Origin of the sequence: Sphingomonas sp. BGYR3 (assembly GCF_025153455.1) — a bacterium.
Lineage (GTDB): Bacteria > Pseudomonadota > Alphaproteobacteria > Sphingomonadales > Sphingomonadaceae > Sphingomonas.
In genome coordinates, this window is sequence record NZ_JANZNT010000001.1 from 756,554 (window position 1) to 782,917 (window position 26,364).

At 65.3% G+C, this 26,364-nt stretch carries 22 protein-coding genes; 13 read left to right on the top strand and 9 right to left on the bottom strand.

Translation table 11 applies throughout. The annotated features are described in order from the left end of the window. Positions 1 to 6 precede the first annotated feature (6 nt). The 5 genes from NYR55_RS03500 to NYR55_RS03520 form a co-directional block, all read right to left on the bottom strand. Positions 7 to 744: a TIGR02391 family protein gene (locus NYR55_RS03500; protein WP_260019847.1), complete on the bottom strand. Its 738-nt coding sequence runs from the start codon at positions 742 to 744 to the stop codon at positions 7 to 9. A 461-nt stretch (positions 745 to 1,205) separates the two neighbouring features. Continuing rightward, positions 1,206 to 2,087, bottom strand: a complete 882-nt coding sequence (locus NYR55_RS03505) for a hypothetical protein (protein WP_260019848.1) — start codon at positions 2,085 to 2,087, stop codon at positions 1,206 to 1,208. Between the two features lie 673 nt (positions 2,088 to 2,760). Then, complete coding sequence (locus NYR55_RS03510; RefSeq protein ID WP_260019849.1) at positions 2,761 to 5,772, bottom strand: TonB-dependent receptor; 3,012 nt, start codon at positions 5,770 to 5,772, stop codon at positions 2,761 to 2,763. 447 nt (positions 5,773 to 6,219) lie between these two features. Further along, positions 6,220 to 7,401: an FAD-binding domain-containing protein gene (locus NYR55_RS03515; protein WP_260019850.1), complete on the bottom strand. Its 1,182-nt coding sequence runs from the start codon at positions 7,399 to 7,401 to the stop codon at positions 6,220 to 6,222. Between the two features lie 5 nt (positions 7,402 to 7,406). Beyond that, a complete protein-coding gene (locus NYR55_RS03520; RefSeq protein ID WP_260019851.1) occupies positions 7,407 to 8,162 on the bottom strand; it encodes a molybdopterin-binding protein in 756 nt (251 codons plus the stop codon). A gap of 65 nt (positions 8,163 to 8,227) precedes the next feature. On the opposite strand from NYR55_RS03520, the gene map reads away from it, so the two are divergent. Both map and NYR55_RS03530 read left to right on the top strand, forming a co-directional pair. Next, the gene (gene map, locus NYR55_RS03525) at positions 8,228 to 9,052 is read left to right on the top strand and encodes a type I methionyl aminopeptidase (protein WP_260019852.1); all 825 of its coding nucleotides are present in this window, start codon (positions 8,228 to 8,230) and stop codon (positions 9,050 to 9,052) included. Positions 9,053 to 9,073: 21 nt separating this feature from the next. Then, the gene (locus NYR55_RS03530) at positions 9,074 to 9,859 is read left to right on the top strand and encodes a metallophosphoesterase family protein (protein ID WP_260019853.1); all 786 of its coding nucleotides are present in this window, start codon (positions 9,074 to 9,076) and stop codon (positions 9,857 to 9,859) included. Positions 9,860 to 9,895: 36 nt separating this feature from the next. Here NYR55_RS03530 and NYR55_RS03535 read toward each other — a convergent pair whose 3' ends face one another. Both NYR55_RS03535 and thiS read right to left on the bottom strand, forming a co-directional pair. After that, positions 9,896 to 10,771 carry a UTP--glucose-1-phosphate uridylyltransferase gene (locus NYR55_RS03535; protein ID WP_260019854.1) on the bottom strand — a complete coding sequence of 292 codons (876 nt, stop codon included), beginning with the start codon at positions 10,769 to 10,771 and terminating at the stop codon, positions 9,896 to 9,898. 118 nt (positions 10,772 to 10,889) lie between these two features. After that, positions 10,890 to 11,894, bottom strand: coding sequence for a sulfur carrier protein ThiS (thiS, locus tag NYR55_RS03540; protein ID WP_279338668.1), 1,005 nt, complete (start codon positions 11,892 to 11,894; stop codon positions 10,890 to 10,892). Positions 11,895 to 12,095: 201 nt separating this feature from the next. Here thiS and aroQ point away from each other — a divergent pair, with 201 nt between their 5' ends. The 6 genes from aroQ to NYR55_RS03575 are packed head-to-tail and all read left to right on the top strand — an operon-like array spanning position 12,096 to position 18,334. After that, positions 12,096 to 12,530 carry a type II 3-dehydroquinate dehydratase gene (gene aroQ / locus NYR55_RS03550; RefSeq protein ID WP_260019855.1) on the top strand — a complete coding sequence of 145 codons (435 nt, stop codon included), beginning with the start codon at positions 12,096 to 12,098 and terminating at the stop codon, positions 12,528 to 12,530. A gap of 44 nt (positions 12,531 to 12,574) precedes the next feature. Further along, complete coding sequence (gene accB / locus NYR55_RS03555; RefSeq protein ID WP_260019856.1) at positions 12,575 to 13,057, top strand: acetyl-CoA carboxylase biotin carboxyl carrier protein; 483 nt, start codon at positions 12,575 to 12,577, stop codon at positions 13,055 to 13,057. 4 nt (positions 13,058 to 13,061) lie between these two features. Continuing rightward, on the top strand, positions 13,062 to 14,435 hold the full coding sequence (accC, locus tag NYR55_RS03560; RefSeq protein WP_260019857.1) for an acetyl-CoA carboxylase biotin carboxylase subunit: 1,374 nt from the start codon (positions 13,062 to 13,064) through the stop codon (positions 14,433 to 14,435). A 53-nt stretch (positions 14,436 to 14,488) separates the two neighbouring features. Continuing rightward, entirely contained in the window at positions 14,489 to 16,465 is a 1,977-nt protein-coding gene (locus tag NYR55_RS03565; RefSeq protein ID WP_260019858.1) for a S9 family peptidase, read from the top strand. Then, positions 16,462 to 16,818: an arsenate reductase (glutaredoxin) gene (gene arsC / locus NYR55_RS03570; protein ID WP_260019859.1), complete on the top strand. Its 357-nt coding sequence runs from the start codon at positions 16,462 to 16,464 to the stop codon at positions 16,816 to 16,818. Before NYR55_RS03565 ends, arsC begins: the two co-directional genes overlap by 4 nt. A 10-nt stretch (positions 16,819 to 16,828) precedes the next feature. Next, entirely contained in the window at positions 16,829 to 18,334 is a 1,506-nt protein-coding gene (locus NYR55_RS03575; RefSeq protein ID WP_260019860.1) for a phospholipase D-like domain-containing protein, read from the top strand. Here NYR55_RS03575 and NYR55_RS03580 read toward each other — a convergent pair. Continuing rightward, on the bottom strand, positions 18,273 to 18,689 hold the full coding sequence (locus NYR55_RS03580) for a PAS domain-containing protein (protein ID WP_260019861.1): 417 nt from the start codon (positions 18,687 to 18,689) through the stop codon (positions 18,273 to 18,275). The genes NYR55_RS03575 and NYR55_RS03580 overlap by 62 nt on opposite strands. 122 nt (positions 18,690 to 18,811) lie before the next feature. On the opposite strand from NYR55_RS03580, the gene purL reads away from it, so the two are divergent. After that, complete coding sequence (gene purL / locus NYR55_RS03585) at positions 18,812 to 21,016, top strand: phosphoribosylformylglycinamidine synthase subunit PurL (protein ID WP_260019862.1); 2,205 nt, start codon at positions 18,812 to 18,814, stop codon at positions 21,014 to 21,016. On the opposite strand, the gene NYR55_RS03590 is transcribed toward purL, so the two are convergent. Continuing rightward, positions 21,017 to 22,375 (bottom strand): amino acid permease, encoded by a 1,359-nt coding sequence (locus NYR55_RS03590; protein ID WP_260021543.1) that lies wholly within the window; start codon positions 22,373 to 22,375, stop codon positions 21,017 to 21,019. 182 nt (positions 22,376 to 22,557) lie between these two features. On the opposite strand from NYR55_RS03590, the gene bchI reads away from it, so the two are divergent. The 4 genes from bchI to NYR55_RS03610 are packed head-to-tail and all read left to right on the top strand — an operon-like array spanning position 22,558 to position 26,361. Further along, the gene (gene bchI / locus NYR55_RS03595) at positions 22,558 to 23,559 is read left to right on the top strand and encodes a magnesium chelatase ATPase subunit I (protein WP_260019863.1); all 1,002 of its coding nucleotides are present in this window, start codon (positions 22,558 to 22,560) and stop codon (positions 23,557 to 23,559) included. Further along, the gene (locus NYR55_RS03600; protein ID WP_260019864.1) at positions 23,556 to 25,301 is read left to right on the top strand and encodes a VWA domain-containing protein; all 1,746 of its coding nucleotides are present in this window, start codon (positions 23,556 to 23,558) and stop codon (positions 25,299 to 25,301) included. Before bchI ends, NYR55_RS03600 begins: the two co-directional genes overlap by 4 nt. Further along, a complete protein-coding gene (gene bchO / locus NYR55_RS03605; protein ID WP_260019865.1) occupies positions 25,298 to 26,182 on the top strand; it encodes an alpha/beta fold hydrolase BchO in 885 nt (294 codons plus the stop codon). Before NYR55_RS03600 ends, bchO begins: the two co-directional genes overlap by 4 nt. Before the next feature lie 26 nt (positions 26,183 to 26,208). Beyond that, positions 26,209 to 26,361, top strand: coding sequence for a hypothetical protein (locus NYR55_RS03610; RefSeq protein WP_260019866.1), 153 nt, complete (start codon positions 26,209 to 26,211; stop codon positions 26,359 to 26,361). Positions 26,362 to 26,364: the final 3 nt, after the last annotated feature.

Here is a 26,364-nt window from a genome sequence, read left to right on the forward strand (position 1 = left end):
CGTCTTCTAGCTTCCACGTCCCGCCTCGCTATTTCGCATCACGGTTCTTGCTTCAACGATGCGCAGCAAGTGGCTGGCGAGGATTAGCATCTCACCTGCCTCCGCCGCGTCTTCGAGCGCGACGGTCCGGTGACTGACCGGATTCTTGTATGATCCGATCGCCCCCGAAAAGAGGGCGGATAACGCCTGCCGTTCTGCGGGAACTAGAGACATATCGGTCAGGGGCCCCGTGTCCGGATGAAATGCCTGCCGCATGAGGTCCGTGCCAATATCACGTGCAGTGAAACCGCCCGCTTGTCGCACAGCCTCTTCCACGCCTTTGAATGCCTCAAACACTGCGGTATCGTAGTTGCCTCGGATAAAATTGCGCCAAGCGCTTGCGGCCAGAGAACCGTGAAGCAATTCGCGCGGTAGCAAACAGGCTTTGCGAAAATCGGCAAACGCGACCTGGCTTGCGACTGCCCTTCCCCGTCGGGTGACAAACTGCCAGCTATCGCCCTTGGACGCGATGAGGCTCTGCGCCTCCATCCAGCTCCACGCCTCCGCGATGGCCTCTTCAAGCTGTTGCGTCAGCTGTCTCGGGTAAATCTCGCTCATCTGCCGGAGGCCGTTGATGAAGTTATGGAGATGGACATCACCCCCATCCTCGACGAGCGCCCGTAGAATCACTCCCGCTAGTTCTTCAGGCTCGAGTTCCAACACGTCCTGACCATCCGGAATTCGACGCGCGAGCCGTTGAACCACCTATTATCTCCATCTCAGCTTGTTAGCAGACCCATGTTCTATTGCTAAACCGAGCAGCAAGCCAAGGCGCTCCACCGCAAAGCGGAGCCGCAATTCTGGCTTAGCCTAGCTGCGTAGGGTACCAGCTCCGCTCCTCGAACCACGGTAGATCGAGCTAGTTGCGCCGTTCGGCGCCGGGTAGCAGATGTCTGCTTTGGCAGCGGCGATACTCAAACTGGTCAGGCAGCTGACGGCCCATCAGCTGCTGGGCTTCTTCTAGCTGACCAGCTAATCAGCAATGCGCCTCAACATCGGACACTGACGACGGATCGCGCTATGCTTAAAAGTGGACAAGCGGCGGATACATATGTTGGCATGAATGCCGGAAGACCCTCTCAGTCAGCGGCACCGGCCCGCGCTCGGCCACACCGGCATAAATCCAGGCAGGACATGGCCGGAGGTGCCCAGCGGCGCGGCCGTCGCTATCCGGCGACGAGTCCCCCGAGGCCTGGGAGGAAGGGCCCGAGCACGGTCACATAATCGGCTGCATAGCCCACGAGCTTTTGGAACCAGGGCACATAGTCCGGCGTACCCTTCGTTACCTCCATCTGACGGGCAATCTCGCGCAACTCGGTACGATGCGTCTCATTGCCAATATTACTGTCGATCGCCTGGATAAGCTCTTGGAAAAGTGTGTCCATGTCGAGCGAGTTGGTCGAATTGTCCGTCGAGGCGATCACCGTGCGGTTCTGGTGCCCGCTGATATCGCCCTGGTGCAGGTGACCAGAAAAGGTCTCGATGTTGATGGACAGTGCCGCCTGTGCAGCCTTTTCCTTCTCTTCCACGCTGAAGCTGATCCCTTCGCCCAATATGCCATTCTTCTCGAGGCCGATCGCCCAATCCAGAACGAGATTCCTGACCTGCTCGAGCACATCTAGGAACACGCTCTGTGGTGTATGGACATAATATTCGGTGCCCGGTGTCCCGTGGGCCTTGTTCATTTGCGTCTCGATTGCGCCTGTGACCTTTCCAATGACCTCCTGGGTGCCGTCGCCCGCCAAAACTTCGACCTTGGCAACGGAGTCGCCGATCGGAGTCGTGCAGACCTGGTCCAACCAGTCGCTGTGACCTGTCACGGGAACGACACCATGAAACCGCGTATGCGCCCGGAGTTGTCCCGTCGTGCGGCGATAGGGCGGCACGGTCTCGGGATCGGTGTAGCCGCGCAGTTCGCGATCGACCCAGTCTGCGGTGTCCTCAAGTTGTAATTTCACCGCGGCAAGCTTCACTCGGCGCAGCAGGTCGCTAACCTTGACGGTCGGGTCCAGTGCCTGCGCCTGAATCTCCTCAACTAACCCCGCCATGCATCCGCTCCTCGGTCGTGCTGCTAGCATCGTGCCGCGCTATTTCACACGCAGCAACGGGCGAGGCCGCGAATCGACGAGCGGCGTATCCCACGGGAGCAATTCGTGTGTCTGCTTCAATTCGTCGCCGATCCCAACCCGCCAGCCGGCAAACGACCCATTAGTCGACGTTCGTGAAATGTTGCCCAACTGGCACTCCCCAAGCGCATCAGTTTATGTGACATGCACGATAGTGGCTTTCTTCAGGGGGTATAATTGGGGGTGTAATAGGCAGTCCAAATCCGAATTAGTGTCGGAACTCTGCCATTAATTGCCGTGCTGCGATTCCCCTCACCCGCTCCACTTTCCATACGCGCCATATGCTGAACACCACGGGGCGATTTTCCGGTGGGGCCCGCTGCGCCGAATGACCGGCGCGGGGATATTCCCCGTCACCATGCCCCCGGCCGGAATTGACGCGTCGCGCCGGTTTTCCGCGTCCGCTTCGCTGAAACCTTCGACATAGCCATTCGGCATCGGATCGGTGCGCCCGGCGATGATGCGGGTTCAGTATCGCGCGGGCCGGCCCTGACGGGCGCGGGCACCGGCGATGGCCGTGGCAGGCACAAAAGAAGGGGGCGGCAGGATTGCCCTGCCGCCCCCCGATGTTCGTCCGGCGTTACCGCCCGGTCGATCAGAACCGCAGGCGAGCGCCCATGGTGAACGAACGGCCGATCGGATCGTACAGCGTCGGGAAGGTGTTCCCGCTGTTGAACGCCGTGCCACCCACGCCCGAACCGACCAGCGGCGGCTGGCGGTCGAACAGGTTGTCGACGGTCAGGGTCAGTTCCAGTTCGTCGGTCGGCTGCACGCGCAGCGCGAGGTCGAACAGGTCATAGGCACCGATCTGGCGGAACTGCGGCGCAATGCCGCCGGTCGGCACGTTGGTGTACTGAACGCCGTTCAGGACAAAGCTCTGCAAATTGGTCGGCGCCGGGTTCGGACCGCCGGGCTGCGGCGTATTGCCGGGCAGACGGGTGGCCAGGAACGGCTCCAGCTGCACCGCGCTCATGTGGTTCCACAACATCGAGATGTCGTAGTTCTTGCCCGAATAGGTCAGACGGCCGTTATAGCGCCATTCCGCACGCGGATTGGTGCATCCCGACGGGCTGTAATAGCCGGTGCAGTCGCGGTTGATCGCGTTCGGCGTTGCCTGGAAGTGATAATAATCCAGCCACGTACCGTTGAACGACATCGTGATCGAGTTGTCGGTATTCAGGCCCAGCTGATCCAGCGGTATGCGCTGGGTCACGCCGAAATCGATACCGGCAGTCTGGATCACACCCAGGTTGGACGAGCTGAGGATGACGCCGGGCGTTTCGCCGGCGCCGTTCAGGCTGCCCGTCAGCGGGTTGCGACGGATGAAACCGCAGAACGAGTTGTTTTCGAACGTCGGGTTCAGCGCAGCCGAATAGCATCCGTTCAGGATGTCGGCCTGCAACGGCTGGGTGATGGCGTTGTCGACGCGGATATTGAAGTAATCGACGGTCAGCGCAAAGCCCGGCATGAATTCCGGGGTGAACACACCGCCCAAGGTGTAGGTCCGGGCTTCTTCGACATCCAGCGTGGCGTTACCCGCGGTGGTGACGTTGATCTGACCGGACGTCGGTGCCGGGATGCCGCCGATGGTGCCCGCAGGCGCACCGGTTGCAACGCACAGCGCGGTCAGACCGGCGCTGGCCGTCGGGTTGGCGCCTTGACACGGATCGGTGGTCAGGTTGCCCAGACCCTGAACCGGCGACTGGAACAGTTCCTGGATGTTCGGCGAACGCACCGCGATCTGGTACATGCCGCGGAACTTGAAGCCGCGATACGGCTCCCACGAACCGCCCGCCTTCCACGTCGTGCTGCCACCCGTGGTCGTGTAGTCGGAATAGCGGATGCCGCCTTCCGCAGTCAGGCGATAGAAGAACGGCTTGTCTTCGACCAGCGGGACGATGATTTCGCCGAACACTTCCTTGACGCTGTATTCACCCGCATCCGGCGGCGTACGCGCGCCGGTGCCGAGCACTTCGCCCTGGATCTGCGACGCGCCGTCCGGCTGGCTGGCGGCCGAAATCTTGCGATATTCCGCGCCGACGGCGAAACCGATGGCGTTTTCGGCAAAGGGCGAGGCAAGGCCGAACAGGTCGCCGGCGATGCTGCCCGTGATGACCGTCTGGCGCGTCACGCGGTTGATCAGCGCGTCCAGATCGATGAACGACAGCATTTCCGGCGTGATGGTGCCGTTCTGGCCGAACAGGTTCAGCGGGACGCAGTTGTTGGTCGTGTCGACGCAGACCGGGGTGCCGCCAACGGTACGGAACGACCGAAGCGCCTGCTGCACCTTGCTGAACGAACCCCAGTTTTCGCGGGTCTGGTTCTGGCGCGTTTCACCGAACTGCGCGCTGACGTCATAGGTCAGCGACGGCGTGATGTTGCCGCGGAAACCGCCCTGCACCTGAAACACCTGCGACACGATCGGGTTACCGCGCGGGCCGTATTCGGTGAAGCGACGCTGCGCGATCACCGGGATTTCAAGATAGCCGGGCGTGCCCGGGCCGCCGCGAACGGCCGCAGCCGCATCGCAATCCGCCTGGCTGATCGGCTGGATGCCGGTAACCGCCGCGTTGGTGTCGAAACCGGCGCACAGCTGGTTGCGGACACCGGCCGGCAGATAGGCGTTGTTCAGCGACAGGCGATAGGTGTTGCCGAACGTGCCCGACGAGGCCAGCTGCAGCCGCACTTCGTTGCGGTTGTAAAAGGCGGTCGAATAGAATTCGATGCCGTCGGCAATTTCGTAATCCGCCTTGGCATACACATTGATGCGGTCGAGCGGCGTCTGGAAATAGGTGCCGATATTGGTGTTGTACGTGTCGGCCGGCGTTGCCGCCTGCAGACGGCCGGTGGCCGGATTGACGACCGCGCCGAAGATGCTGGCGGGAAGGCCGAGCGCGGCGTTGTTCGGCGAGCCGAAGATCGTCACCTGAGCGGCAGTCGCGCCGGAGAACAGGCCGTTGGCCGAGCTGATCGGCACTTCGCTGATCGAACGCTGCGTGTGCAGCAGCGGATCGGCCTTGGTATAGCCGACGCTAAGCACGGCGTTGCCGCGACCATCGGCGAAGTTGCCACCGACGGTGACGTCGGCGCGGAAGCGGGCGGCATCGCCGCGCTCGGAAATGCGATACTGGGCGTTGGCGACAATGCCTTCGAAATCGCGGCGCGTGATGAAGTTGACGACGCCGGCAACCGCATCAGCACCGTACACGGTGGAGGCACCGCCGGTCGTGATGTCGACCCGCTGCAGCAGCGCGACGGGGATGTTGTTGGTGTCGGTCAGGCCATCCAGGCCGAACGGCACGATGCGGCGGCCGTCCATCAGGACCAGCGTGCGGTTCGTGCCGATGCCGCGCAGGTCGACCGTGGCCGAACCGTCGGAACCGTTGTTCACGCCCGGGCCAATCGACGGACGGACGCCGGGCAGTTCGCGCAGCACTTCCTCGACGCTAACGGGCTGACGGAAATTCAGTTCGTCCTCGCCGATCACGGCGACGGGGCTGGACTGTTCCAGGGCCGGGTTGACGATGCGCGATCCGGTCACGACGATGTCGTCGCTGGGCTCTTCGGTCGCAGCGGCATCCTGTGCGTGCGCCGGGAAGGCGAACAAGGACGTGCCAATAAACAGCGACGCAATCCAATGACTGCGCCGAGCGGCGGAAATTTTCATAAGCATACCCCCATACTCGATAGCTTGGTGGCACAATCCGTGCACCATGCGCGTCCTATGCGAGCGAAATCGGCAATCAACAATGGAACTTTATTGCGAAAGTTGCGTTCGCGGTGGCCCTGTTGCCCATTTGCATCACATATTCACCGCAAGATGCACAAAAAGGGCGAACATTCGCGCAACCTGCAAATCGAAGCGGTAATGTTAAGCCCCGGCAGGGCCGGTTTTGTCGCGGCGATCACTTGATCAGCGCGCGAACTGGATAAATCAGCCAAGCTCAGGTCATCAGTTACCCGAACTATACATCGACTGTATCGAACTAACGCCGAGGCGGGTTCCAACAGTTCGGGCGGAACGACAGCGAACGGACGATCAGATCAGCGCCGGTTAAAGCGGCGGCAGGTCGAGGCCAAGGCGGCCCAGGGCGCGGCCGGCGCCTGCCTTTACCTTGAAGAATCCGGCGGTGGCGAGCGGCCAGATGGCGTCGTCATAGGGCTGACGCCGCCACGCGATGCTGGTGTGGGCGGGCACGGTATCACGCCACCACCCGGTCGGCAGCCATGGTGCCACCAGCGGCAGGTCGTCACCGTCCGGCCAGTCGCTGACCAGGTCAACCGGACAGCCGAAATGCTCGCCCGCACGCGCTGCTGCATCGGCAACGGCGCGTGCGGAAAAGGCGGTCACTGCCGGTGCCACCGACGCCGCCCGCCGGTCGGGCGGGGTCACGCCGATGATCCGCACGGGGGCACGCGGCAGATCGAGCGTCGAAAAGGCGCAATCCTCCGGATGCAGCAGCAGCGCAAAGTCGCCGCCGGGCCACGGATCGGACGGCGGCAGGGCGCGCCGCACAGGCTCGTCATCCAGCGGCAGCGGCTCAGCCGTTTCGTTCAGGCCGGCCGGATCGAAGCGTCCATCGGTGTACCGCACGATATTCTCGCGCCGCGCCAGATAATGCTTGCCGCGCGTATGCAGCCCGCCGACCCAGCGCCAGCTGAGTGTGTTCGACGCCGGATCGCCATCCATCAGATGCCGCAGAAAAAAGTCTGCACCCAGTTCCCATGGCAGCCGCAGCGTGAAAATCCAGATGCTGGCAAACCACATCCGGGCATGGTTGTGCAGCCAGTTCCATTCGACCAGTTCGCGCGCCCAGGCATCGAAACAGTCGATCCCCGTCCGCCCCTCCACCGCCTCTGTATAGGCGCGGGAAAGGCCGGCATTGCCCTCAACCGCCGCAAGCGCCGCATCGCGGCCCGCGCAATAATTGCTCCAGACCTCTGGCCGATGCTCCAGCCAGCCCTTGAAATAGCCGCGCCACAGCACTTCGGACACGAACTTGGCGGCGTGTTCGCCATGCGGCGCGGCGGCGGCAATCGCCGCCTGTTCGGTGATCAGACGATGGCGCAGCCAGGGCGACAGGGCGGAAACATCGCGGCGCAGCGGCGCATCCGCACGGGTCGGCGGTCCTTCGTCGCGGTTGCGCCCGGCGGCATAGGCACGGCCCATGCGCGGCTGAAACGCCTGCATCCGGGCAAGGCCGGCGGCCTCGCCTGGTTCGAACGGACCCGTCATTGCGCCTATATTCCTTCGGAAACCACCGGCCAGCCGCCGGATTCAAGGTCGCGGGTCAGCGCGGCAATGCACCGATCGACCAGCGCCGGATCGGTCGCCCGCACCACGAAATTCGCCCCGACGCGCCCGTCGCGGAACAGCGGGTAGCTGCCGATCGACACGCCGTCATGCGCGCGCTCTGTTCGGGCGAGCAGGTCCGCCACCTCGCTTTCGGCGACCCAGCAGCCGATTGTGCCGCTGACCAGCGGCCGCCCGCCCTCCAGCGTTCCCGACAGCGCATCCAGCATCCCCGCCGCAATGTGCGGCACCCCGGCCAGGATGAAGACATTGCCGTGCCGGATACCCGGCGCGCCCGACATCCGGTTGACGATCAGATCCGCCCCGTCCGGCACCCGCGCCATGCGCAGCCGTGCCTCGGTCAGGCCGCCGCGCGTCGCGTAATAGTCCGCCAGCATCGCCTCTGCCTGCGGGTGGATGACCACGGGTACGCCCAGCGCCGCCGCAATCGCATCGACCGTGATGTCGTCATGCGTCGGCCCGATACCGCCGGTGGTGAAGCAATAGTCATAGCCGGTGCGCAGCGCATCGACCGCCGCCACGATCGCTTCCTGCCGATCGGCGACCACGCGCACTTCGGCCAGCCGGATGCCCTGGGCATTCAGCCAGCCCGCAATCTGCGCGATATTGCGGTCCTGGGTACGGCCCGACAGGATTTCATCGCCGATGACGACCAGCCCGGCGGTCCAGATGCGTTCGTTCATGGGGCGGCGGCATAGCGCAACCCTCCCCCCTCGCAAATACCGCCCCAGGCCGCTATATGCCCGGCATGACTGAATATGTAACCGCATCGATCGATCAGCCGCTGACGCGCAGCAACGCCATCAAGCTGCATGACGAAGCCGGATTTGCCGGGATGCGCGCGGCCGGGCGGCTGGCGGCCGAAATCCTGGACATGCTGGTGCCGCATGTGGTGCCCGGCGTGACGACGGGCGAGCTGGACGACATGGTGCGCCGCGCGATGCTGGACGGCGGATCGGTGCCCGCGACGCTTGGCTATCGCGGCTATACGCACAGCTGCTGCATCTCGATCAACCATGTCGTGTGCCACGGCATTCCGGGCGACCGGGTGCTGAAGGACGGCGATATCGTGAACATCGACGTCACGCCGCTGCTGGATGGGTGGCATGGCGATACCAGCCGGATGTATCTGGTCGGCGATGTGCCGCTGAAGGCCCGGCGGCTGGTCGAGGTGACGCACGAATGTCTGATGTTGGGCATCGAACAGGCGCGGCCCGGCAACACCATGGGCGATGTCGCCCACGCGATCCAGCGCCATGCCGAGGCGCATCGATATGGCGTCGTCCGCGATTTCTGTGGCCATGGCGTCGGCCGCCTGTTCCATGACGCGCCCGAGGTGGTCCATGTCGGCCGCCCCGGCACCGGGCCGGAGCTGCGCCCCGGCATGTTTTTCACCATCGAACCGATGATCAATATCGGCCGCCCGGACGTGAAGCTGCTGGACGATGGCTGGACGGCGGTGACGCGCGACCGGTCACTGTCGGCACAGTTCGAACATTCGATCGGGATTACCGAAACGGGGTGCGAGATTTTCACGATCAGCGCCCGGGCCCTGCACAAACCGCCCTATTGAGCCCGGCAAAGGCCAGTCATCATGTTGTCGCGTCTGTTCCGGCGCTCCGCCGCGCTGCCGAAAACCGTTCCGGGCCGCATTCCCGACGGAATGCGCGTCTATGCCATTGGCGATGTTCACGGGCGGCTCGACCTGCTCGATGCGCTGCTGACGCGGATCGATGCCGAGGATGCGGCGCGCGGCCCGGCTGAACGACACATCGTGTTTCTGGGCGACCTGATGGACCGCGGGCCGGATTCAGCCGGCGTGATTGACCGGGTGATGCGGTTGGCAAAGGCTGACCCCAGGGTCCGACTGCTGATCGGCAATCACGAGGAAGTGATGATCTCTGCGCTGGAGGGCAAGCGGGACGCGCTGCGCCTGTTCCACCGGATCGGCGGGCGGCCGACCATGCACAGCTATGGCCTGTCGGAGGCGGAGATCATGGCAGCGGACTGGGACGAACTGGCCGCCGCGTTTCAGGCCGCAGTGCCGCCGGAACATCTGGCGTTCCTGAAATCGGGCGAGGATCTGATCGAGATCGGCGACTATGCCTTTGTCCACGCAGGGATCCACCCCGACGTGCCGCTGGCCGAACAGAAGGTCGCCGACCTTCGCTGGATTCGCGAACCGTTCCTGACTCACCGTGCCGCCCTGCCCCGCATCGTCGTGCACGGGCACACGATCACGGACGGCGTCGAATGGATGACCGGCCGGATCGGCGTGGACACCGGCGCCTATGCCAGCGGCAGGCTGAGCGCGCTCGCGATCGAGGGCGACGAACGCTGGATCGTCGATGTGGAGGGCGCGCCGTCGGACGCCCGGTGACGGGCGGTCATCCGGCGAACGCCCCCCGCGTGGCGTTCAGCCCCGGCCGAGCAGGTCGGCGGCATAGGCGCGGACCTGCGCACCAATATCCGCGCGGTCAAAGCCAAGCGCGATATTCGCCTGAAGCCATCCGGCCTTGTCGCCGCAATCGTGGCGCACGCCCTGAAAGGTAAAGCCGTGGAACGGCTGGACACCGATCATCTTGGCCATGGCATCGGTCAGCTGAATTTCGCCGCCCGCGCCCTTTTCATGCGCCTCCAGCGCCTGCATCACCTCGGGCTGAAGGATGTAGCGGCCGGGCAGCATCAGGTTGGACGGCGCCGTCCCCGCAGCCGGCTTTTCCACCAGCCCCTTGATCTCGGTCAGCGGGCCGTCGGTCGTGCCGGGGTCGATCACGCCATATTTGTGGGTTTCGCTGGCCGGCACTTCCAGCGCGGCGACCAGGTTGCCGCCAACCTTGTGATACGCCTCGACCATCTGGGCCAGACAGCCCGGCTGACCGATCATCAGTTCGTCGGGCAACAGGACGGCGAACGGCTCGTTGCCCACGACATGGCGGGCGCACCAGACGGCGTGGCCCAGGCCCAGCGGCTCCTGCTGGCGGATCGACACCAGATTGCCGTGCTTGACGCGCGTCGGGGCCAGTACGTCCAGCGACTTGCCCCGCGACGACATGGTGGTTTCCAGTTCGAACCCGACGTCGAAATAATCGTCCAGGCTGCCCTTGCCGCGCCCGGTGACGAAGATCAGTTCCTCGATCCCCGCCTCGCGCGCTTCATCGACGACATACTGGATCAGTGGGCGATCGACGACGGTCAGCATCTCCTTCGGCATCGCCTTTGTGGCGGGCAGGAAACGCGTGCCAAGGCCGGCAACAGGAAATACGGCCTTGCGGATAGGCTTGAAGCTCATGGTCGATCCCTCCAATTCGGGGGGTGCAATGACGTCTTTCATGCTGCAATGCAATCCGCAGCATGGCCGGGTCGGCTGCCACCGGGAAGCCGGCGCGACCCGGCAGAACTGGCGGAATTCAGATCAGACCGGCCAGCGGGCTGGACGGATCGGCATAGCGGCGCTGGCCCATGCGTCCCGCGCGATAGGCGAGCCGCCCGCTTTCCACGGCGAGTTTCATGGCGCGGGCCATCTGGATCGGATCCTTCGCCTCGGCAATGGCGGTGTTCATCAGCACGCCGTCACAGCCCAGTTCCATCGCCACCGCCGCATCCGACGCGGTGCCGACGCCCGCATCGACCAGCACGGGCACCTTCGCCCCCTCGACAATCAGGCGGATGGTCACACGGTTCTGGATGCCAAGGCCCGACCCGATCGGCGCGCCAAGCGGCATGATCGCGACCGCACCGGCATTTTCCAGCTGCTGGGCGGCGATGGGATCGTCGGTGCAATAGACCATCGGCAGGAACCCCTCCCTGGCCAGCACCTCGGTTGCGCGCAGCGTTTCGACCATGTTGGGGTACAGGGTGCGCGCCTCGCCCAGCACCTCCAGCTTAACGAGGTCCCATCCGCCCGCCTCTCGCGCCAGGCGCAGCGTGCGGATCGCGCTGTCGGCGTCGAAACATCCGGCGGTGTTGGGCAGGTACGTGACCTTTTTGGGGTCGATAAAATCGGTCAGCATCGGTGCCTTGGGATCGGACACGTTGACCCGGCGTACCGCCACGGTCACGATTTCCGCGCCCGATGCCTCCACCGCGGCGGCATTCTGGGCAAAATCCTTGTACTTGCCGGTGCCGACGATCAGCCGCGAACGAAAGGTGCGGCCCGCCACGGTCCAGCTGTCGTCGCCCGCCGGCTGGTGATCGCCGCCGCCGACGAAATGGACGATTTCCAACTCGTCGCCATCCGCGATGCGCACATCGCCCAGCGTCGAACGGGGCACGATTTCCAGATTGCGTTCCACCGCCACCTTTTCCGGCACCAGGCCGATCTCGGCAGCCAGTTCGGCGATGCTGATGCCTGCGCGCACGCGGCGATGCTCGCCATTCAGGGTGATGGTCACGGTGCCGTCGGTATGCGTCATGTCTGTCCTCGCTGTCGGTCAGGCACTTAGGAACGCGGCTGGCGATGTCCAGCGGCTTCGTGTAGGCGAAGCGCCATCAATCGGGTCGCACCATTGGGCGATAGGCAAAGTTGCCGATCGGTCGATAGGTTTTGACTATAGCCTTGTGAAGCGCCGCCGCCCGCGTCATGGCGTCGCAGCCCATCTGGAAAGCCTGTCACCATGAGCCAGATCGTCTATGTTCTGAACGGACCGAACCTCAACCTGCTCGGCACGCGCGAGCCGGAAATCTATGGTTCGGATACGCTGGACGACATTGCCGGGATGCTGGAGGATCGCGGGCGCGAGCTGGGCCTGTCGGTCGATCTTCGCCAGTCGAATCATGAAGGCCATCTGGTCGACTGGCTGCACGAGGCACAGGCATCGGATGCGCGGGCCGTGCTGCTGAACGCCGGCGCGCTGACCCACACGTCGGTCGCGCTGCACGATGCGATCAAGGGCATCCGCACGCCGGTGATCGAGGTGCATCTGTCCAACCCGCACAAGCGGGAATCCTTTCGCCATGTCAGCCTGGTGGGACAGGCAGCCAGGGGGACGATCGCGGGCTTTGGTCCGCTTTCCTATCTGCTGGCGCTTGAAGCCGCTGCCCGATTCTGACAGAGGCACTGCCATATTTTTGCAACGAATGCGTTGAGGGGTCGATGAGCGAAGACAAGAAACATGGTGGCGCGATGCAGGTCGATGTCGATCTGGTGCGCGCCCTCGCGACCGTGCTGGACGATACCGGCCTGACCGAGATCGAGGTGGAGGACGGCGACCGCAAGGTGCGCGTCGCCCGCCAGATTCAGGCCGCACCCGCCGCCGTCGCCATGCCGATGGCCGCCGCGCCGGTGGCAGCACCGCTGGCCGCGCCCGCTGCCGAAGCCGCTGCTTCCCCGGCCGCCGCCGCTGCAAATGCCGTAAAGTCGCCGATGGTCGGCACTGCCTATCTGACCGCCGAACCGGGCGCCAAGCCGTTCATCGCGGTGGGCCAGACGGTCAGCGCTGGCGACACCATTCTGATCATCGAGGCGATGAAGGTGATGAATCGCATCTCCGCCCCGAACAGCGGCACCGTGAAGGCGATTCTGGTCGAAAGCGGCCAGCCGGTCGAGTTCGACCAGCCACTCGTCGTCATCGAGTGATCCCATGGGCAAGATCAACAAGCTGCTGATCGCCAATCGCGGCGAAATCGCGCTGCGCATCCATCGCGCGTGCCATGAAATGGGCATCAAGACGGTGGCGGTGCATTCCACCGCCGACGCCGATGCCATGCACGTGCGGCTGGCGGACGAGGCGATCTGCATCGGCCCGCCCGCGGCCAAGGACAGTTACCTCAACATCCCGAACATCATTTCGGCGGCCGAGGTGTCGGGCGCGGATGCGATCCATCCCGGCTATGGCTTCCTGTCCGAAAATGCGCGGTTCGCGGAAATCGTAGAGCTGCATAACCTGATCTTCGTCGGCCCCAAGCCCGAACATATCCGGGTGATGGGCGACAAGATCGAAGCCAAGCGCACCGCCAAGGCGCTGGGCCTGCCGCTGGTGCCGGGATCGGACGGCGCGGTCAGCGATGTTGCGGAAGCGCGCGCGATCGCAGCAGCGGCGGGATATCCCGTGATCATCAAGGCCGCGTCGGGCGGCGGTGGCCGCGGCATGAAGGTGTGCGAGAGCGAGGACAGCCTCGAAACGCTGATGCAGCAGGCCGGCAGCGAGGCAAAGGCCGCGTTCGGCGACGCCACCGTCTATATCGAGAAATATCTGGGCAACCCGCGCCACATCGAATTTCAGGTGTTCGGCGACGGCAATGGCAACGCCATCCATCTGGGCGAGCGCGACTGTTCGTTGCAGCGGCGCCACCAGAAGGTGCTGGAAGAAGCCCCCTCCCCCGTACTCAGCCAGGCGGACCGGGACCGGATGGGCGCGATCTGTGCCAAGGCGATGGCCGATATGGGCTATCGCGGCGCGGGCACCATCGAGTTCCTGTGGGAAAATGGCGAGTTCTACTTCATCGAGATGAACACCCGCATCCAGGTGGAGCATCCGGTGACCGAAGCGATCACCGGGGTCGACCTGATCCGCGAACAGATCCGCGTGGCCGAGGGCCATCCGCTGTCCGTGACGCAGGAAACGCTGGAGTTTCGCGGCCACGCCATCGAATGCCGGATCAATGCAGAGGATGCGCGCACCTTTGTCCCGTCGCCGGGTCTGGTCAGCAATTTCCACGCGCCGGGCGGGATGCACGTCCGCGTCGACAGCGGCCTGTATGCCGGGTACCGGATGCCCCCCTATTACGACAGCATGATCGCCAAGCTGATCGTGTACGGCCGCACGCGCGAGGGGTGCATCATGCGGCTGAAGCGCGCGCTGGAAGAGTTTGTGGTCGAGGGGATCAAGACCACCATTCCGCTGCATCAGGCGTTGATCGAGGACCCCGAATTCCAGTCGGGCGATTATACGATCAAATGGCTTGAACAATGGCTGGATCGGGACGCAGGGCAGGACGGGAAAACCGCTTCCTGACCATGAAACGGCGTGCCATACCCCGATGATCCACAGGATGATCGGGGTAGGTCATGCGGTTTTCTCAGCTGGCGGCGTCGGCCGCGTTCTTGTTCGTCGCGGCACCCGTTTCGGCGCAGGTCGCATCGCCCCAGCGGGCGGTGACCGATCCGCGATCGATCGACAGCCCGGCCAATGCCGATGCCCAGCCGGTGCCGGTGGAGGACCTTGCCTATTCCCGCACGCTGGGCGCGACGTCGTGGAGCCGGGATGGCAAGGAAATCTATCTCGTCACCAGCCTGACCGGCCGCAACAATATCTGGAAAATCCCGGCGAGCGGCGGCTGGCCGGTTCAGCTGACCCGGTCGGACGATTCGCAATCCGGCCTGATCCCCTCGCCCGATGGCAAGCTCCTCTATTTCCTGCAGGATCAGGGCGGGAACGAGCAATATGACGTCTATGCCGTGCCGACGCAGGGCGGCGCGGTCCGCAACCTGACCAACACGCCCGAACTGCGCGAAACGACGCCGCTGATCGGGCCGGACGGCAAGACCGCCGTCATGGCGACAAAGCTGAAGACCGAAGGTCAGGTCAATCTGGCCCTGTTCGATCTTGGCACCGGCAAGACGACGCCGCTGGTCAAGGAAAGCGATCCGCAGCTGCGCTGGTCGCCGACCGCGTGGATCGATGGCGGCAAGGCGATCATCGCGGCGCGCGAGAACAGCGATTCCACCGTCGCCGAAATCTGGCGCGTCGACGTGCCCAGCGGCAAGGCGACGCTGATCCTGGGCAAGGCAAAGACGATTTACGAAGCGGCCGATGTGTCGCCCGACGGCAAGTTGATCGCGGTCACCACGAATGAGGGCACGGGCCAGCTTCGCGCCGCGCTGTACGATATCGCCGCCAAACGGTGGCGGGCGCTGAAGCCGACGCCATGGGCGCAATCGGCGGGCGGGTTCAGCCCCGATGGGCGCAGCTTTACCGTCCGCACCATCGAGGATGGCCGGTCCACCGTCGCGCTGGTCGATGTGGCAACCCTAGCCGAGCGGCCGCTTGCCCTGCCCCCCGGCCTTAATTCGCTGAGCGGCGGGGAAACCAGTTTTTCGCCCGACGGGCGGCGGCTGCTGGCCAGTCATTCGGGGGCGGACACGACCGCCGATCTGCACATCGTGGATGTGGCCAGCGGCCAGCCCAGCCCGGTCACCGCACTGGGTCTGGCCAGCCTAACGCCGGCCAACCTGCCCAAGTCGCAGGTCGTGACGTACAAGAGCTTTGACGGCACGCTGGTCAGCGCGATCGTGACCGTTCCGTTCAACCTGAAACGCGACGGCAGCAATCCGGCGATCCTGCTGCCCCATGGCGGCCCCACCGGCCAGAGCCAGGACGGGTTCAATCGCACGGCAACCGCGCTGGCCAGCCGCGGCTATATCGTGATGCAGCCCAATGTTCGCGGCTCCACCGGCTATGGTCAGGCATTCCAGACCGCCAACTATCAGGATCTGGGCGGCGGCGACCTGAAAGACGTCATCGCAGGCAAGCAGTTCCTCGTCGCCAGCGGCTATGTGGACCCGAAAAAGGTCGGGATCACCGGCGGCTCCTATGGCGGGTTCATGACGCTGATGGCGGTGGCAAAGACGCCGGACGAATTCGCCGCCGGCGTGCAGCTGTTCGGCATCATCAACTGGTTCAGCATGTATGAACAGGCCGACCCGCTGCTGAAGGAATATATCGTTTCCCTGCTGGGCGACCCGGTCAAGGACAAGGGCGTGTATACAGCGACTTCGCCGATGACCTTCATCAAGGATATCAAGGCGCCGCTGCTGTCGCTGCAGGGCGAAAACGACATCCGCGTGCCGCGCGGCCAGGCGCAGGAGGTTGCCGATATCCTGAAGGCCAAGGGGACACCCAACGACGTGGTGTTCTATCCCGCCGAGGGCCACGGTTTTGCCAAGCGGGAGAACCAGATCGACAGCCTGAAGCGCACGATCGACTGGTTCGACAAATATCTGAAGGGCAGCAGCGCCGGGACCGCAGCAGGGGCCAGTCAGTGAAGGCGACGATCTGGCACAACCCCGCCTGCGGCACGTCGCGCAAGACGCTGGCCATCCTTCAGGAGACGCCGGGGATTGATGTGACGGTGGTCGAATATCTGAAAACGCCGCCGACACGCGAGCAACTAATGGCGCTATATGCCCGCGCGGGCATGACGCCGCGACAGGGGCTGCGCACGAAAAACAGCCCGGCGGCCGATCTGTGTGCCGAACTGAACCTGTTGGATGCGGGGGATGACGCGATCCTGGATGCGATGATGGCCCACCCCGTGCTGATCGAACGGCCGATCGTCGAAACGGAAAAGGGCGTGCGCCTGTGTCGTCCGCAGGACGTGGTGCGGGAAATCCTGTAGGGCACCGGCCATGGCCGATTCGTCCCTGACCCTTGAGCCCGGCCGCAATTGCTGGCGACTGGCCACGGCGCACCAGGCGACCGTGATCGTCGATGCCGACGGTTATTTCGCCCGCGCGCGTCAGGCAATGATGCAGGCGGAGCATCAGATCCTGCTGATCGGATGGGATTTCGATGCGCGCATCCGGCTGGTGCATGAGCCGCAGGATGGCGCTCCGGCCGCAATCGGCGCGCTGATCGACTGGCTGGTCGAGCGAAAGCCGCACCTACACGTACACATCCTGCGCTGGGATACCGGCGCGATCAAAAGCCTGTTTCAGCCGACGACGGTGATGACGATGGCACGGTGGTGGCGGCATCCGCGCATCCACCTGAAGCTGGATCACGCGCATCCCCCGGCCGGATCGCATCACCAGAAGATCGTGATCGTGGATGACCGCATCGCCTTTTGCGGCGGCATCGACATGACGGTCGACCGGTGGGACACGCGCGAGCATCTGGACGATCAGCCACTGCGGCTGGAACCCAGCGGCAAGCCCTATGGTCCATGGCATGATGTGACGACCGCGCTGTCCGGCGATGCTGCGGGGGCGCTGGGCGATCTGGGCCGCGAACGCTGGCACCGGGCGGGCGGGCACCGGATCAGCAAGCCGCCGGTCAGTGGTCCCGCCTGGCTGGACGGCCTGCCGGTGCAGTTCACGGATGTCGAGCTGGCAATATCGCGCACCATCCCCGAACTGGGGGATGAGCCGGGGGTGCACGAGATCGAGCAGCTTTATGTCGACCTGATCCGGTCGGCAAAGCGGTTCCTCTATGCCGAAAGCCAGTATTTCGCGTCCCGCGTCGTGGCCGAAGCCATCGCCAAGCGGCTGGAGGAGCCGGACGGCCCGGAGTTCGTGATCCTGAACCCTGTAACGGCCGAGGGCTGGCTTGAACCGATCGCGATGGACAGCGCCCGCGCCCTGATCGTCGAGGCGCTGCGCCGCGCCGATCGCCATGGCCGGTTCCGGCTGTATCACCCGATGACCGGCGGCGGTCAGCCCATCTATGTCCATGCCAAGGTTGTGGTGATCGACGATGCTGTTCTGCGGGTGGGATCATCCAATTTCAACAACCGCTCGCTGCGGCTCGACAGCGAATGTGATGTGACCATCGATGCCCGGCGCAGCGGCAATGAGGATGAGTTCGAAACCATCGCCGGTGTGCGCGACGACCTGATCGCCGAACATTGCGGCACCGACGCGGCCACGGTTGCCGAGGCCATCAAGGCTCACGGATCGCTGATCCGGGCGATCGAATCGCTGCAATCGACCAATGGCCGCCGGATCGAGCCGTTCGAACTGCCGGACATGAGCGGGGCGTCGCAATGGCTGGCGGAAAATCAGATCCTGGACCCCGAAGGGCCGGGCGCGATGTTCGAGCCGCTGGGCATGCGGCGCGGCCTGGTTGGCAGGATCAAGCGCCGTCTGTCGCGAAAGCGTCCGTCCTATCCTGTTTTTGCCCGTAAAGGTGCGTGACCCGCCCGTCGCGGATCAGGACATCGGCGGTGATGCGCATCCAGCGGATATCGCCGTCGGGGCGGACGATGCGGGTATCCAGCACGAAACTTTGCCCCAAACGGATCGCATCGGCCCGCAGCTGCTCAAGCGCATCGCGCGATTCCGGCAGATAACGGGCCAGGACGTCGCGGCGTTCAGGCCGCACCGCGCGGTCCATCCCGAACAGGTCGAACACGCCAAGCGCCCAGGTCAGCCGGTCATCGGCCAGGTCGCATTGCCAGCGCACGGGCAGCGGAAGCAGCGGCCCGTCCTTCGGCCGCTTGAGCGCCGTCGGCCGGGGCATGGGGGGAGCAAGTACGTGAGATATCAGCATGGCCGTACCGATGCTGCACCCGTTGAATCAACAGCCGGTTAACCCGCGACCCAGATCGCAAAGGATTTTTGGGTCAATACCGGGCTAGCGGGCGGCGTTGCGCCCCGCTAAAGGCACGGGCCATGCCCCAGATCACGCCCGAAATCGTCGCCGAACACGGCCTGTCCCCGGAAGAATATGAGCGCGTGCTGCACGCGCTGGGCCGGGAACCGAACCTGACGGAACTTGGCATCTTTTCAGTGATGTGGTCGGAACATTGCAGTTACAAGTCCAGCCGCATCCACCTGAAAAAGCTGCCGACCACGGCGCCCTGGGTGATTTGCGGCCCCGGCGAGAATGCCGGCGTCATCGATATCGGCGACGGGCAGGCGGCGATCTTCAAGATGGAGAGCCATAACCACCCCAGCTATATCGAACCCTATCAGGGCGCGGCGACGGGCGTGGGCGGCATCCTGCGCGACGTGTTTACCATGGGCGCGCGGCCCATCGCCAACATGAACGCCCTGCGCTTTGGCCGGCCCGATCATCCGAAGATGAAGCACCTGATCGCCGGGGTCGTCCACGGCATTGGCGGATACGGCAATTGCGTCGGTGTGCCGACCGTTGGCGGCGAGGTGAATTTTCACAAGGCGTATGACGGCAACATCCTGGTCAACGCGATGACCGTCGGCGTCGCGGCACAAGACAAGATCTTCTATTCCGCCGCCGCCGGGATCGGGAATCCGGTCGTCTATGTCGGCAGCAAGACCGGGCGCGACGGCATCCATGGCGCCACCATGGCCAGCGCGGATTTCGACGAACATTCCGACGAAAAGCGCCCGACGGTTCAGGTCGGCGATCCGTTCACCGAAAAGCTCCTGATCGAGGCGTGCCTGGAACTGATGGCGTCGGACGCGATCGTCGCCATTCAGGACATGGGCGCGGCCGGCCTAACCTCCTCCAGCGTCGAGATGGCGTCCAAGGGCGGGGTCGGCATCGAACTGATCATGGACGCGGTGCCGCAGCGCGAAACGGGCATGACGCCCTATGAAATGATGCTGTCGGAATCGCAGGAACGGATGCTGATGGTGCTGAAGCCGGGCCGCGAGGCCGAGGCGGAGGCAATTTTCCGCAAATGGGAACTGGATTTCGCGGTGATCGGCACAGTGACCGATACCGGGCGCATGGTCCTGAAATGGCAGGGCGAAACGGTCGCGGACATTCCGCTGGCCCCGCTGGCCGACGAAGCGCCGCTGTACGATCGCCCGCACGTGCCCACCCCGCCCCCGGCAGAGCTGGCCAATGTGCCGGAATGTCAGCATATCGGCATCGACCTGATCCGTTTGATGGGATCGCCCGATATCGCCAGCCGCCGCTGGATCTGGGAACAATATGACCACATGGTCGGCGCCGACACGGTTCAGCGTCCCGGCGGCGATGCAGCGGTGGTGCGCGTGCACGGCACGCAAAAGGCGCTGGCGATGACCACGGATTGCACGCCGCGTTACTGCTTTGCCGATCCGGTCGAGGGCGGGAAACAGGCGATTGCCGAGGCGTGGCGCAACCTGACCGCCGTGGGTGCGCGCCCGCTGGCCGTGACCAACTGCCTGAACTTTGCCAATCCGCAGCGGCCCGAAATCATGGGCCAGATCGTCGGATGCCTTGAGGGGATGGGTGAGGCGTGCCGCGCGCTCGATTTCCCGATCGTGTCGGGCAATGTGTCGCTGTACAATGAATCAAAGGCGACGGGCGGCGGTTCGGCCATCCTGCCGACGCCCGCGATCGGCGGCGTCGGCATCCTAGCCGACTGGTCGCAATCGGTGACCATCGGGTTCAAGAAGACGGGCGATATCGTGCTGGCCGTGGGCGAGCGCGGCGGCCATCTGGGCCAGTCGGTCTGGCTGCGCGACATTCACGGCCGCGAGGAAGGGCCGCCGCCGCCCGTCGACCTGAAGGCCGAAAAGCGGACCGGCGATTTCATCCGCGCCTGTATCGAACAGGGCTGGATCACCGCGTGCCATGACGTGTCGGATGGCGGGGTTGCCGTGGCGCTGGCCGAAATGGCGCTGGCATCGAACATCGGCGTGCTGGTCAACGAACCGCAGCCGTTCGGCGTGGCAGGCAGTTTCTTTGGCGAGGATCAGGGCCTGTACCTGGTCACCATCTGCGACACGTGCCTGGCCGATTTCATGGCCGCCGCGCACAAGGCGGACGTGCCGGCCGATCCGCTGGGCCGGACGATCAAGGACCGGATCGTCTTCGAACTGGACGAAGGCGACTGGATCGTGCCCCTGGCCGACCTGCGTTTGGCGCATGAGGGCTTTTTCCCGAAGCTGATGGCGAATTGATCAGCCGGGCCGGGCGACCCGCGCCCGGCCATAGAGGAAATAGACGACCAGCCCGATTGCGTTCCAGATCAGGCAATACAGGATCGTCTTGGCCGGCAGGCTGATGAACAGATAGGCGCAGCCGCCGATCGCGCCCAGCCCGACCAGCCAGAACAGCGGGGCGCGGAACGGGCGCGGCGCATCCGGTTCGCGCCGGCGCAGCACGATCAGGCACAGCCCGACCGCGGCAAAGGCGATCAGCGTGCCCGCATTCGCCAGCGCCGCGATCTGATCGATCGGCATGATCCCGGCCAGGATCGCGACCAGCACCGCCGTCACCACGATGATCCGCGCGGGCGTCCCCCGCCCGGAAATCGTCGCCAGCGACAGCGGCAGATAACCGTCGCGCGCCATCGCAAGGAAGATGCGGCTTTGCCCGTACAGGAACCCCAGCAGCACGGTCGGCAGCGCGATGACGGCGGCAATCGCCACGATGCGCGCAACGCCCCCCTGCCCCATTTCGCGCAGGATCAGGGCCAGCGGCTCCGGACTGTCGGCAAAGCGGGTGAACGACATGGCACCGATCGCAGCAGCGGCGACCAGGACATAGATCAGCGTGCAGACGATCAGCGATCCGATGATGCCGATTGCCAGATCGCGATCGGGGTTCTTCGCCTCCTCTGCCGCGGTCGAAATGGCGTCAAAGCCGTAAAAGGCGAAGAAGATGATGGCGGCGGCGGCCATGACGCCGCGTTCCACCCCGTCAGGCCCCATCGATTTGGCAAAGCCGAACGGCATGAAAGGCTCAAGATTGGCGGCGTCGAAGGCGGGCAGCGCAACGGCGACGAACAGCGCCAGCGTCGCGATCTTGACCAGCACCAGCACCGAATTCAGCCGGGCGCTTTCCCGCGTGCCGAGCATCAGCATCCCCGCGACAACGGCGATGATGAAAATGGCGGGCAGGTTGATGATGCCGCCCTGTTCCGGCCCCTCCGTCAACCCGGCAGGAAAGCCGATGGCGGTCAGAAGCGGCGCGGCATAGCCCGACCAGCCGACCGCAACCGTCGATACGACCAGCGAATATTCGAGGATCAGGCTCCACCCCACGACCCAGGCGACCAGCGTGCCGAGCACGCGGCGCGTGTAGCTATAGGCGCTGCCCGCCTGCGGCATCATCGTCGACAGTTCGGCATAGGCCAGCGCGGCGCAGGCGCAGATCGCACCGGCAATGGCAAAGGACAGCAGCACCGCAGGGCCAGCACGATCCGCCCCGACGCCGATCAGCGTCAGGATGCCCGTCCCGACGATCGAGCCCACCCCCAGCGCCAGCAGGTGCGGCCAGCCAAGCGAACGGGGAAGAGCTTGCGGCGATTGGGTCAAGGGACGCTCCGTGAACTGGTCGACAAAGGAACACGACCCTGCAACCAGCCGGCGGCGATTGTCCAGTACCGTGCCCGTTTCGGCCGCGCGGGATGCCAAAGTGATTGCCACCTGGACATTCATCGGCGACAAGGCGGCTTGACGGTTGCTGCGTTTGGGGCCGCGCCGTCGCCAGGGGTGTGATGGGCGGATATCCTTTCAGCGCGATCGTCGGACAGGACGAGATGAAGCGGGCCTTGCTGATCGCGGCGGTAGACGCACGCATCGGCGGGGTGATGATCTTTGGCGACCGCGGCACCGGCAAATCAACGGCGGCGCGCGCGCTTGCGGCGGCATTGCCGCCGATCCGCGTGGTCGACGGATCGCGCTTCAACTGCGATCCCGACCACCCGGCCGACTGCCCGGAGGATTGCGCCGGGAAAAAGGTGCGCAAGGTGCCGGTGCCCTTTGTCGACCTGCCGCTGGGATCGACCGAGGACCGCGTGGTCGGCACCATCGATCTGGAACGCGCGCTGGCGCATGGCGAACGGCAGTTCGAACCGGGCCTGCTGGCCAAGGCGCATCGCGGGTTCCTGTATATCGACGAGATCAACCTGCTTGAGGATCATGTCGTCGACCTGCTGCTCGACGTGGCGGCATCGGGGGAGAACCGGGTCGAGCGCGATGGCCTGAGCATCCGGCATCCCGCCCGGTTCGTCCTGATCGGCAGCGGCAATCCGGAAGAAGGGGAATTGCGACCGCAGCTGCTCGACCGGTTCGGCCTGTCGGTCGAGGTGCGCACGCCGACATCGATCGACGAACGGGTTGAAATCATGCGCCGGTGCGACGCGCAGGAACGCGATCCGGCGGGTTTCGCCGAACAATGGAAAGCGGGCGATGCGAAGATCCTGCGCCGGATTGCCAAGGCCAAGACGGCCCTTTCGACCGTCGAGATGCCGGAGGCGGTGCTGTCCGACATTGCCGGATTGTGTCAGGCGGTGGGCGCAGACGGCCTGCGCGGCGAATTGACCGTGATGCGGGGCAGCCGCGCCCTGGCCGCACTGGCGGGGGCAAAGGCCGTGACCCGTGCCCATGTCCGCGAAATCGCACCGCTGGCGCTGCGCCACCGGCTGCGCCGCAACGTGCTGGACGAAACGGGATCGACGGTGCGGATCGAACGCGCGCTGACCGAGCTGTTCGGGTGAACCCGTCCGCCGGATCCGCCGCGCCCAGCGACGCGGAGCTGGCCATCCAGCTGTTCCTGACCCTGCCATCGGCGCTGCCGGGCGTGGTGCTGACCGGTGGCGGACCGGTGCGCGATGCGATCATGGCGGCGGCTGAGGCACAGCTGGCCACCCACGGCCCGGTGCGACGCGTGCCAGCGTCCATCGACCGGGACCGCCTGTTGGGCGGGCTGGACCTTGCCGCCACGCTGGCCAGCGGACATGGGGTGCATCAGCCGGGCCTGCTGCGCGAGGCGGCGGGCGGCACGGTGATCCTGCCCATGGCGGAACGCGCCCTGCCCGACATCGCCGCCCCGATCGCTCAGGCGATGGATGGCGGCGGCGTGGCGGCACTGCTGCTGGACGACGGCATGGATGCCGACGAAGCGCCCCCGGCGATGCTGACCGAGCGTATTCCGTTTCATTGCCGGCTGGACGATGTGCGCAGCCATTGCGCGATCGATGCCTGGCCGGACCGGATCGCCGCCGACCGGGTCATGCCGCCCAGCGATGCGCAGCGGGCGGCGCTGGCCGGCCTGTCGCTGGCGCTTGGCATCACCTCGGCCCGCCCCATGCTATTCGCCCAGTCCGCGGCCATTGCCCATGCCGCGCTGCACGGCCGGACGGAAGTGGAGGACGATGATCTGACGGCGGCGGTGCGGCTGGTGCTGGCCCCCCGCGCCCTTAACGCGCCGGCGGGCGAGCCGGATGACGGTGAAGCGCAGCCGCCTGCCGATGCCCCGCCCGCCGATCCCCCGCCAAACGAACCCTCGCTGGATCGTGCGCCCGATGCGGACGGTGAGGCGGACAGCGAACCGCCGATGCCGACCGACCGCGATCTGGAGGAAATCCTGCTCGCCGCCGCGACCGCGGCCCTGCCCCGCCATGTGCTGGATCAGAATGCGGGCAGGCTTCGCATCCGGGGCAAGGGTCGCGGCGGGCGAGCCGGAAAGGCGCTGAAATCCGCTCGGCGCGGGCGGCCGCTGGGTGCGCGCGCCGGGATGCCGGGTGACGGACGGCGGCTGGCGCTGATCGAAACGCTGCGTGCCGCGATCCCGTGGCAAAGGCTGCGGCGCGATGCGGCACGACCGGGCGACGGGCGGCTGGTGCATCTGCGCAAATCCGATCTTCGCGTCCGCGCCTTTCAGGAGCGGCAGGAAAGCCTGACCATCTTTGCGGTGGACGCATCGGGATCCTCGGCGCTCGCCCGTCTGGCCGAGGCAAAGGGCGCGGTCGAGATGATGCTGGCCGAAGCCTATGTGAAGCGGGCGCAGGTCGCGCTGATCGCGTTTCGCCATCACGGCGCGGAGGTGCTGCTGCCGCCGACGCGCAGCCTGACCCGGGCGCGGCGGGCGCTGGCGGCGCTGCCCGGCGGCGGCGGCACCCCGCTGGCGGCCGGCCTGATCGCGGCGGAGCAGCTGGCCGAGGCGGCGATCAAGCGCGGGCAATCGCCGATCATCGCACTGTTGACCGATGGCAAGGGCAATGTGGCGCTGGATGGCACCGCCAACCGTGCGGCCGCAATGGCGGAAACGGCGACGGCGGCGGCATCCATCGCGCGGGCGGGCATCCCGGCGATCGTGATCGACATATCCCCGCGCCCGCGCGCCGAGGCATCGGAACTCGCGGCAATGGTGCGCGGCCGATACCTGCCCCTGCCCCATGCGGGCAGCGCGGCGATGGTGGCGGCAATCGACAGCATCGGGCGGGAGAATGCGGCATGACGGACCGGTATCCCGACTGGGCGACCGAGGGGCGCGACTGGCCGAACTGCGCCGCCAGCAGCTTTGTCCAGGCGGGCGGCTATCGCTGGCACGTGCAGCGAATGGGCAGCGGCCCGGTATGCGTCCTGATCCACGGCACGGGTGCCGCAACGCATAGCTGGCGCGACGTCATGCCCCTGCTGGCCGAACGATACAGCGTGATCGCCATGGACCTGCCCGGCCATGGCTTTACCCGGTTCGTACCGGGCAAGCGCCCGACGCTGGAGGCGATGGCGGAAGCGGTGGCGGCACTGCTCGACACGCTGGCGGCGCCGCCGGCGCTGGTCGTCGGTCATTCGGCGGGCGCGGCGATCGGGGCGCAGATGCTGATCGACCGGGGATGGAACGCGCCATTGATCGGGCTGGCCCCCGCGTTGATGCCCTTTCCCGGCCTTGCCGCGCGCCTGTTTCCGCAGCTGGCGACACTGATGTTCAGCAATCCCGTCGTGTCCATCATCTTTTCGCGCATGGCCCGGTCGCCGGGCGAGGCCGCCAAGTTCCTGCGCCGGTCGACCGGATCGACGATCGATGCGCGGGGCGAGGCGCTGTATACGCGGTTGTTCAGCACATCCGGGCATTGCGACGGGGCGATCCGGATGATGGCGAACTGGCGGCTGGAGCCGCTGGGCCAGCGGATCGGTGCGCTGGCCGGTCGGGTGATGCTGGTGCATCCATCGGGCGATACCGCCGTACCTTTATCGGCAGTGACAGCCGCGGCGGCGTTGATCCCCGGGTGCGAGACGACCGAGATGCGCGATCTCGGCCATCTGGCGCATGAGGAAGACCCGGCGCGGGCCGTCGCGCTGATCGACGCATTTGCGCGTCGGCACGGCGTTGCATAGCGTCGGCAATCAACAGGAGCACAGACGTGTCCGGTTCGTTCGACAATTACGGATTTATCGAGGTGATCTTTGTGGCGGTCGTGGCGCTGGGCTTCGGCTTCTGGCAGCTATGGTCGGTGAACCGCGACATTGCGCGCGACAAGGAACAGGCCGCCCGCGAAAAACCGCCGCAGGAATAGCGC

Coding starts and splice junctions, on each gene's coding strand:
- NYR55_RS03520 (WP_260019851.1), bottom strand. CDS start 8,162: ATGAACGAACGCATCTGGACCGCCGGGCTGGTCGTCATCGGCGATGAA.
- accB (WP_260019856.1), top strand. CDS start 12,575: ATGAGCGAAGACAAGAAACATGGTGGCGCGATGCAGGTCGATGTCGAT.
- NYR55_RS03575 (WP_260019860.1), top strand. CDS start 16,829: ATGGCCGATTCGTCCCTGACCCTTGAGCCCGGCCGCAATTGCTGGCGA.
- NYR55_RS03505 (WP_260019848.1), bottom strand. CDS start 2,087: ATGGCGGGGTTAGTTGAGGAGATTCAGGCGCAGGCACTGGACCCGACC.
- NYR55_RS03565 (WP_260019858.1), top strand. CDS start 14,489: ATGCGGTTTTCTCAGCTGGCGGCGTCGGCCGCGTTCTTGTTCGTCGCG.
- NYR55_RS03515 (WP_260019850.1), bottom strand. CDS start 7,401: ATGACGGGTCCGTTCGAACCAGGCGAGGCCGCCGGCCTTGCCCGGATG.
- accC (WP_260019857.1), top strand. CDS start 13,062: ATGGGCAAGATCAACAAGCTGCTGATCGCCAATCGCGGCGAAATCGCG.
- thiS (WP_279338668.1), bottom strand. CDS start 11,894: ATGACGCATACCGACGGCACCGTGACCATCACCCTGAATGGCGAGCAT.
- NYR55_RS03580 (WP_260019861.1), bottom strand. CDS start 18,689: ATGCTGATATCTCACGTACTTGCTCCCCCCATGCCCCGGCCGACGGCG.
- NYR55_RS03530 (WP_260019853.1), top strand. CDS start 9,074: ATGTTGTCGCGTCTGTTCCGGCGCTCCGCCGCGCTGCCGAAAACCGTT.
- NYR55_RS03535 (WP_260019854.1), bottom strand. CDS start 10,771: ATGAGCTTCAAGCCTATCCGCAAGGCCGTATTTCCTGTTGCCGGCCTT.
- aroQ (WP_260019855.1), top strand. CDS start 12,096: ATGAGCCAGATCGTCTATGTTCTGAACGGACCGAACCTCAACCTGCTC.
- bchI (WP_260019863.1), top strand. CDS start 22,558: ATGGGCGGATATCCTTTCAGCGCGATCGTCGGACAGGACGAGATGAAG.
- map (WP_260019852.1), top strand. CDS start 8,228: ATGACTGAATATGTAACCGCATCGATCGATCAGCCGCTGACGCGCAGC.
- purL (WP_260019862.1), top strand. CDS start 18,812: ATGCCCCAGATCACGCCCGAAATCGTCGCCGAACACGGCCTGTCCCCG.
- bchO (WP_260019865.1), top strand. CDS start 25,298: ATGACGGACCGGTATCCCGACTGGGCGACCGAGGGGCGCGACTGGCCG.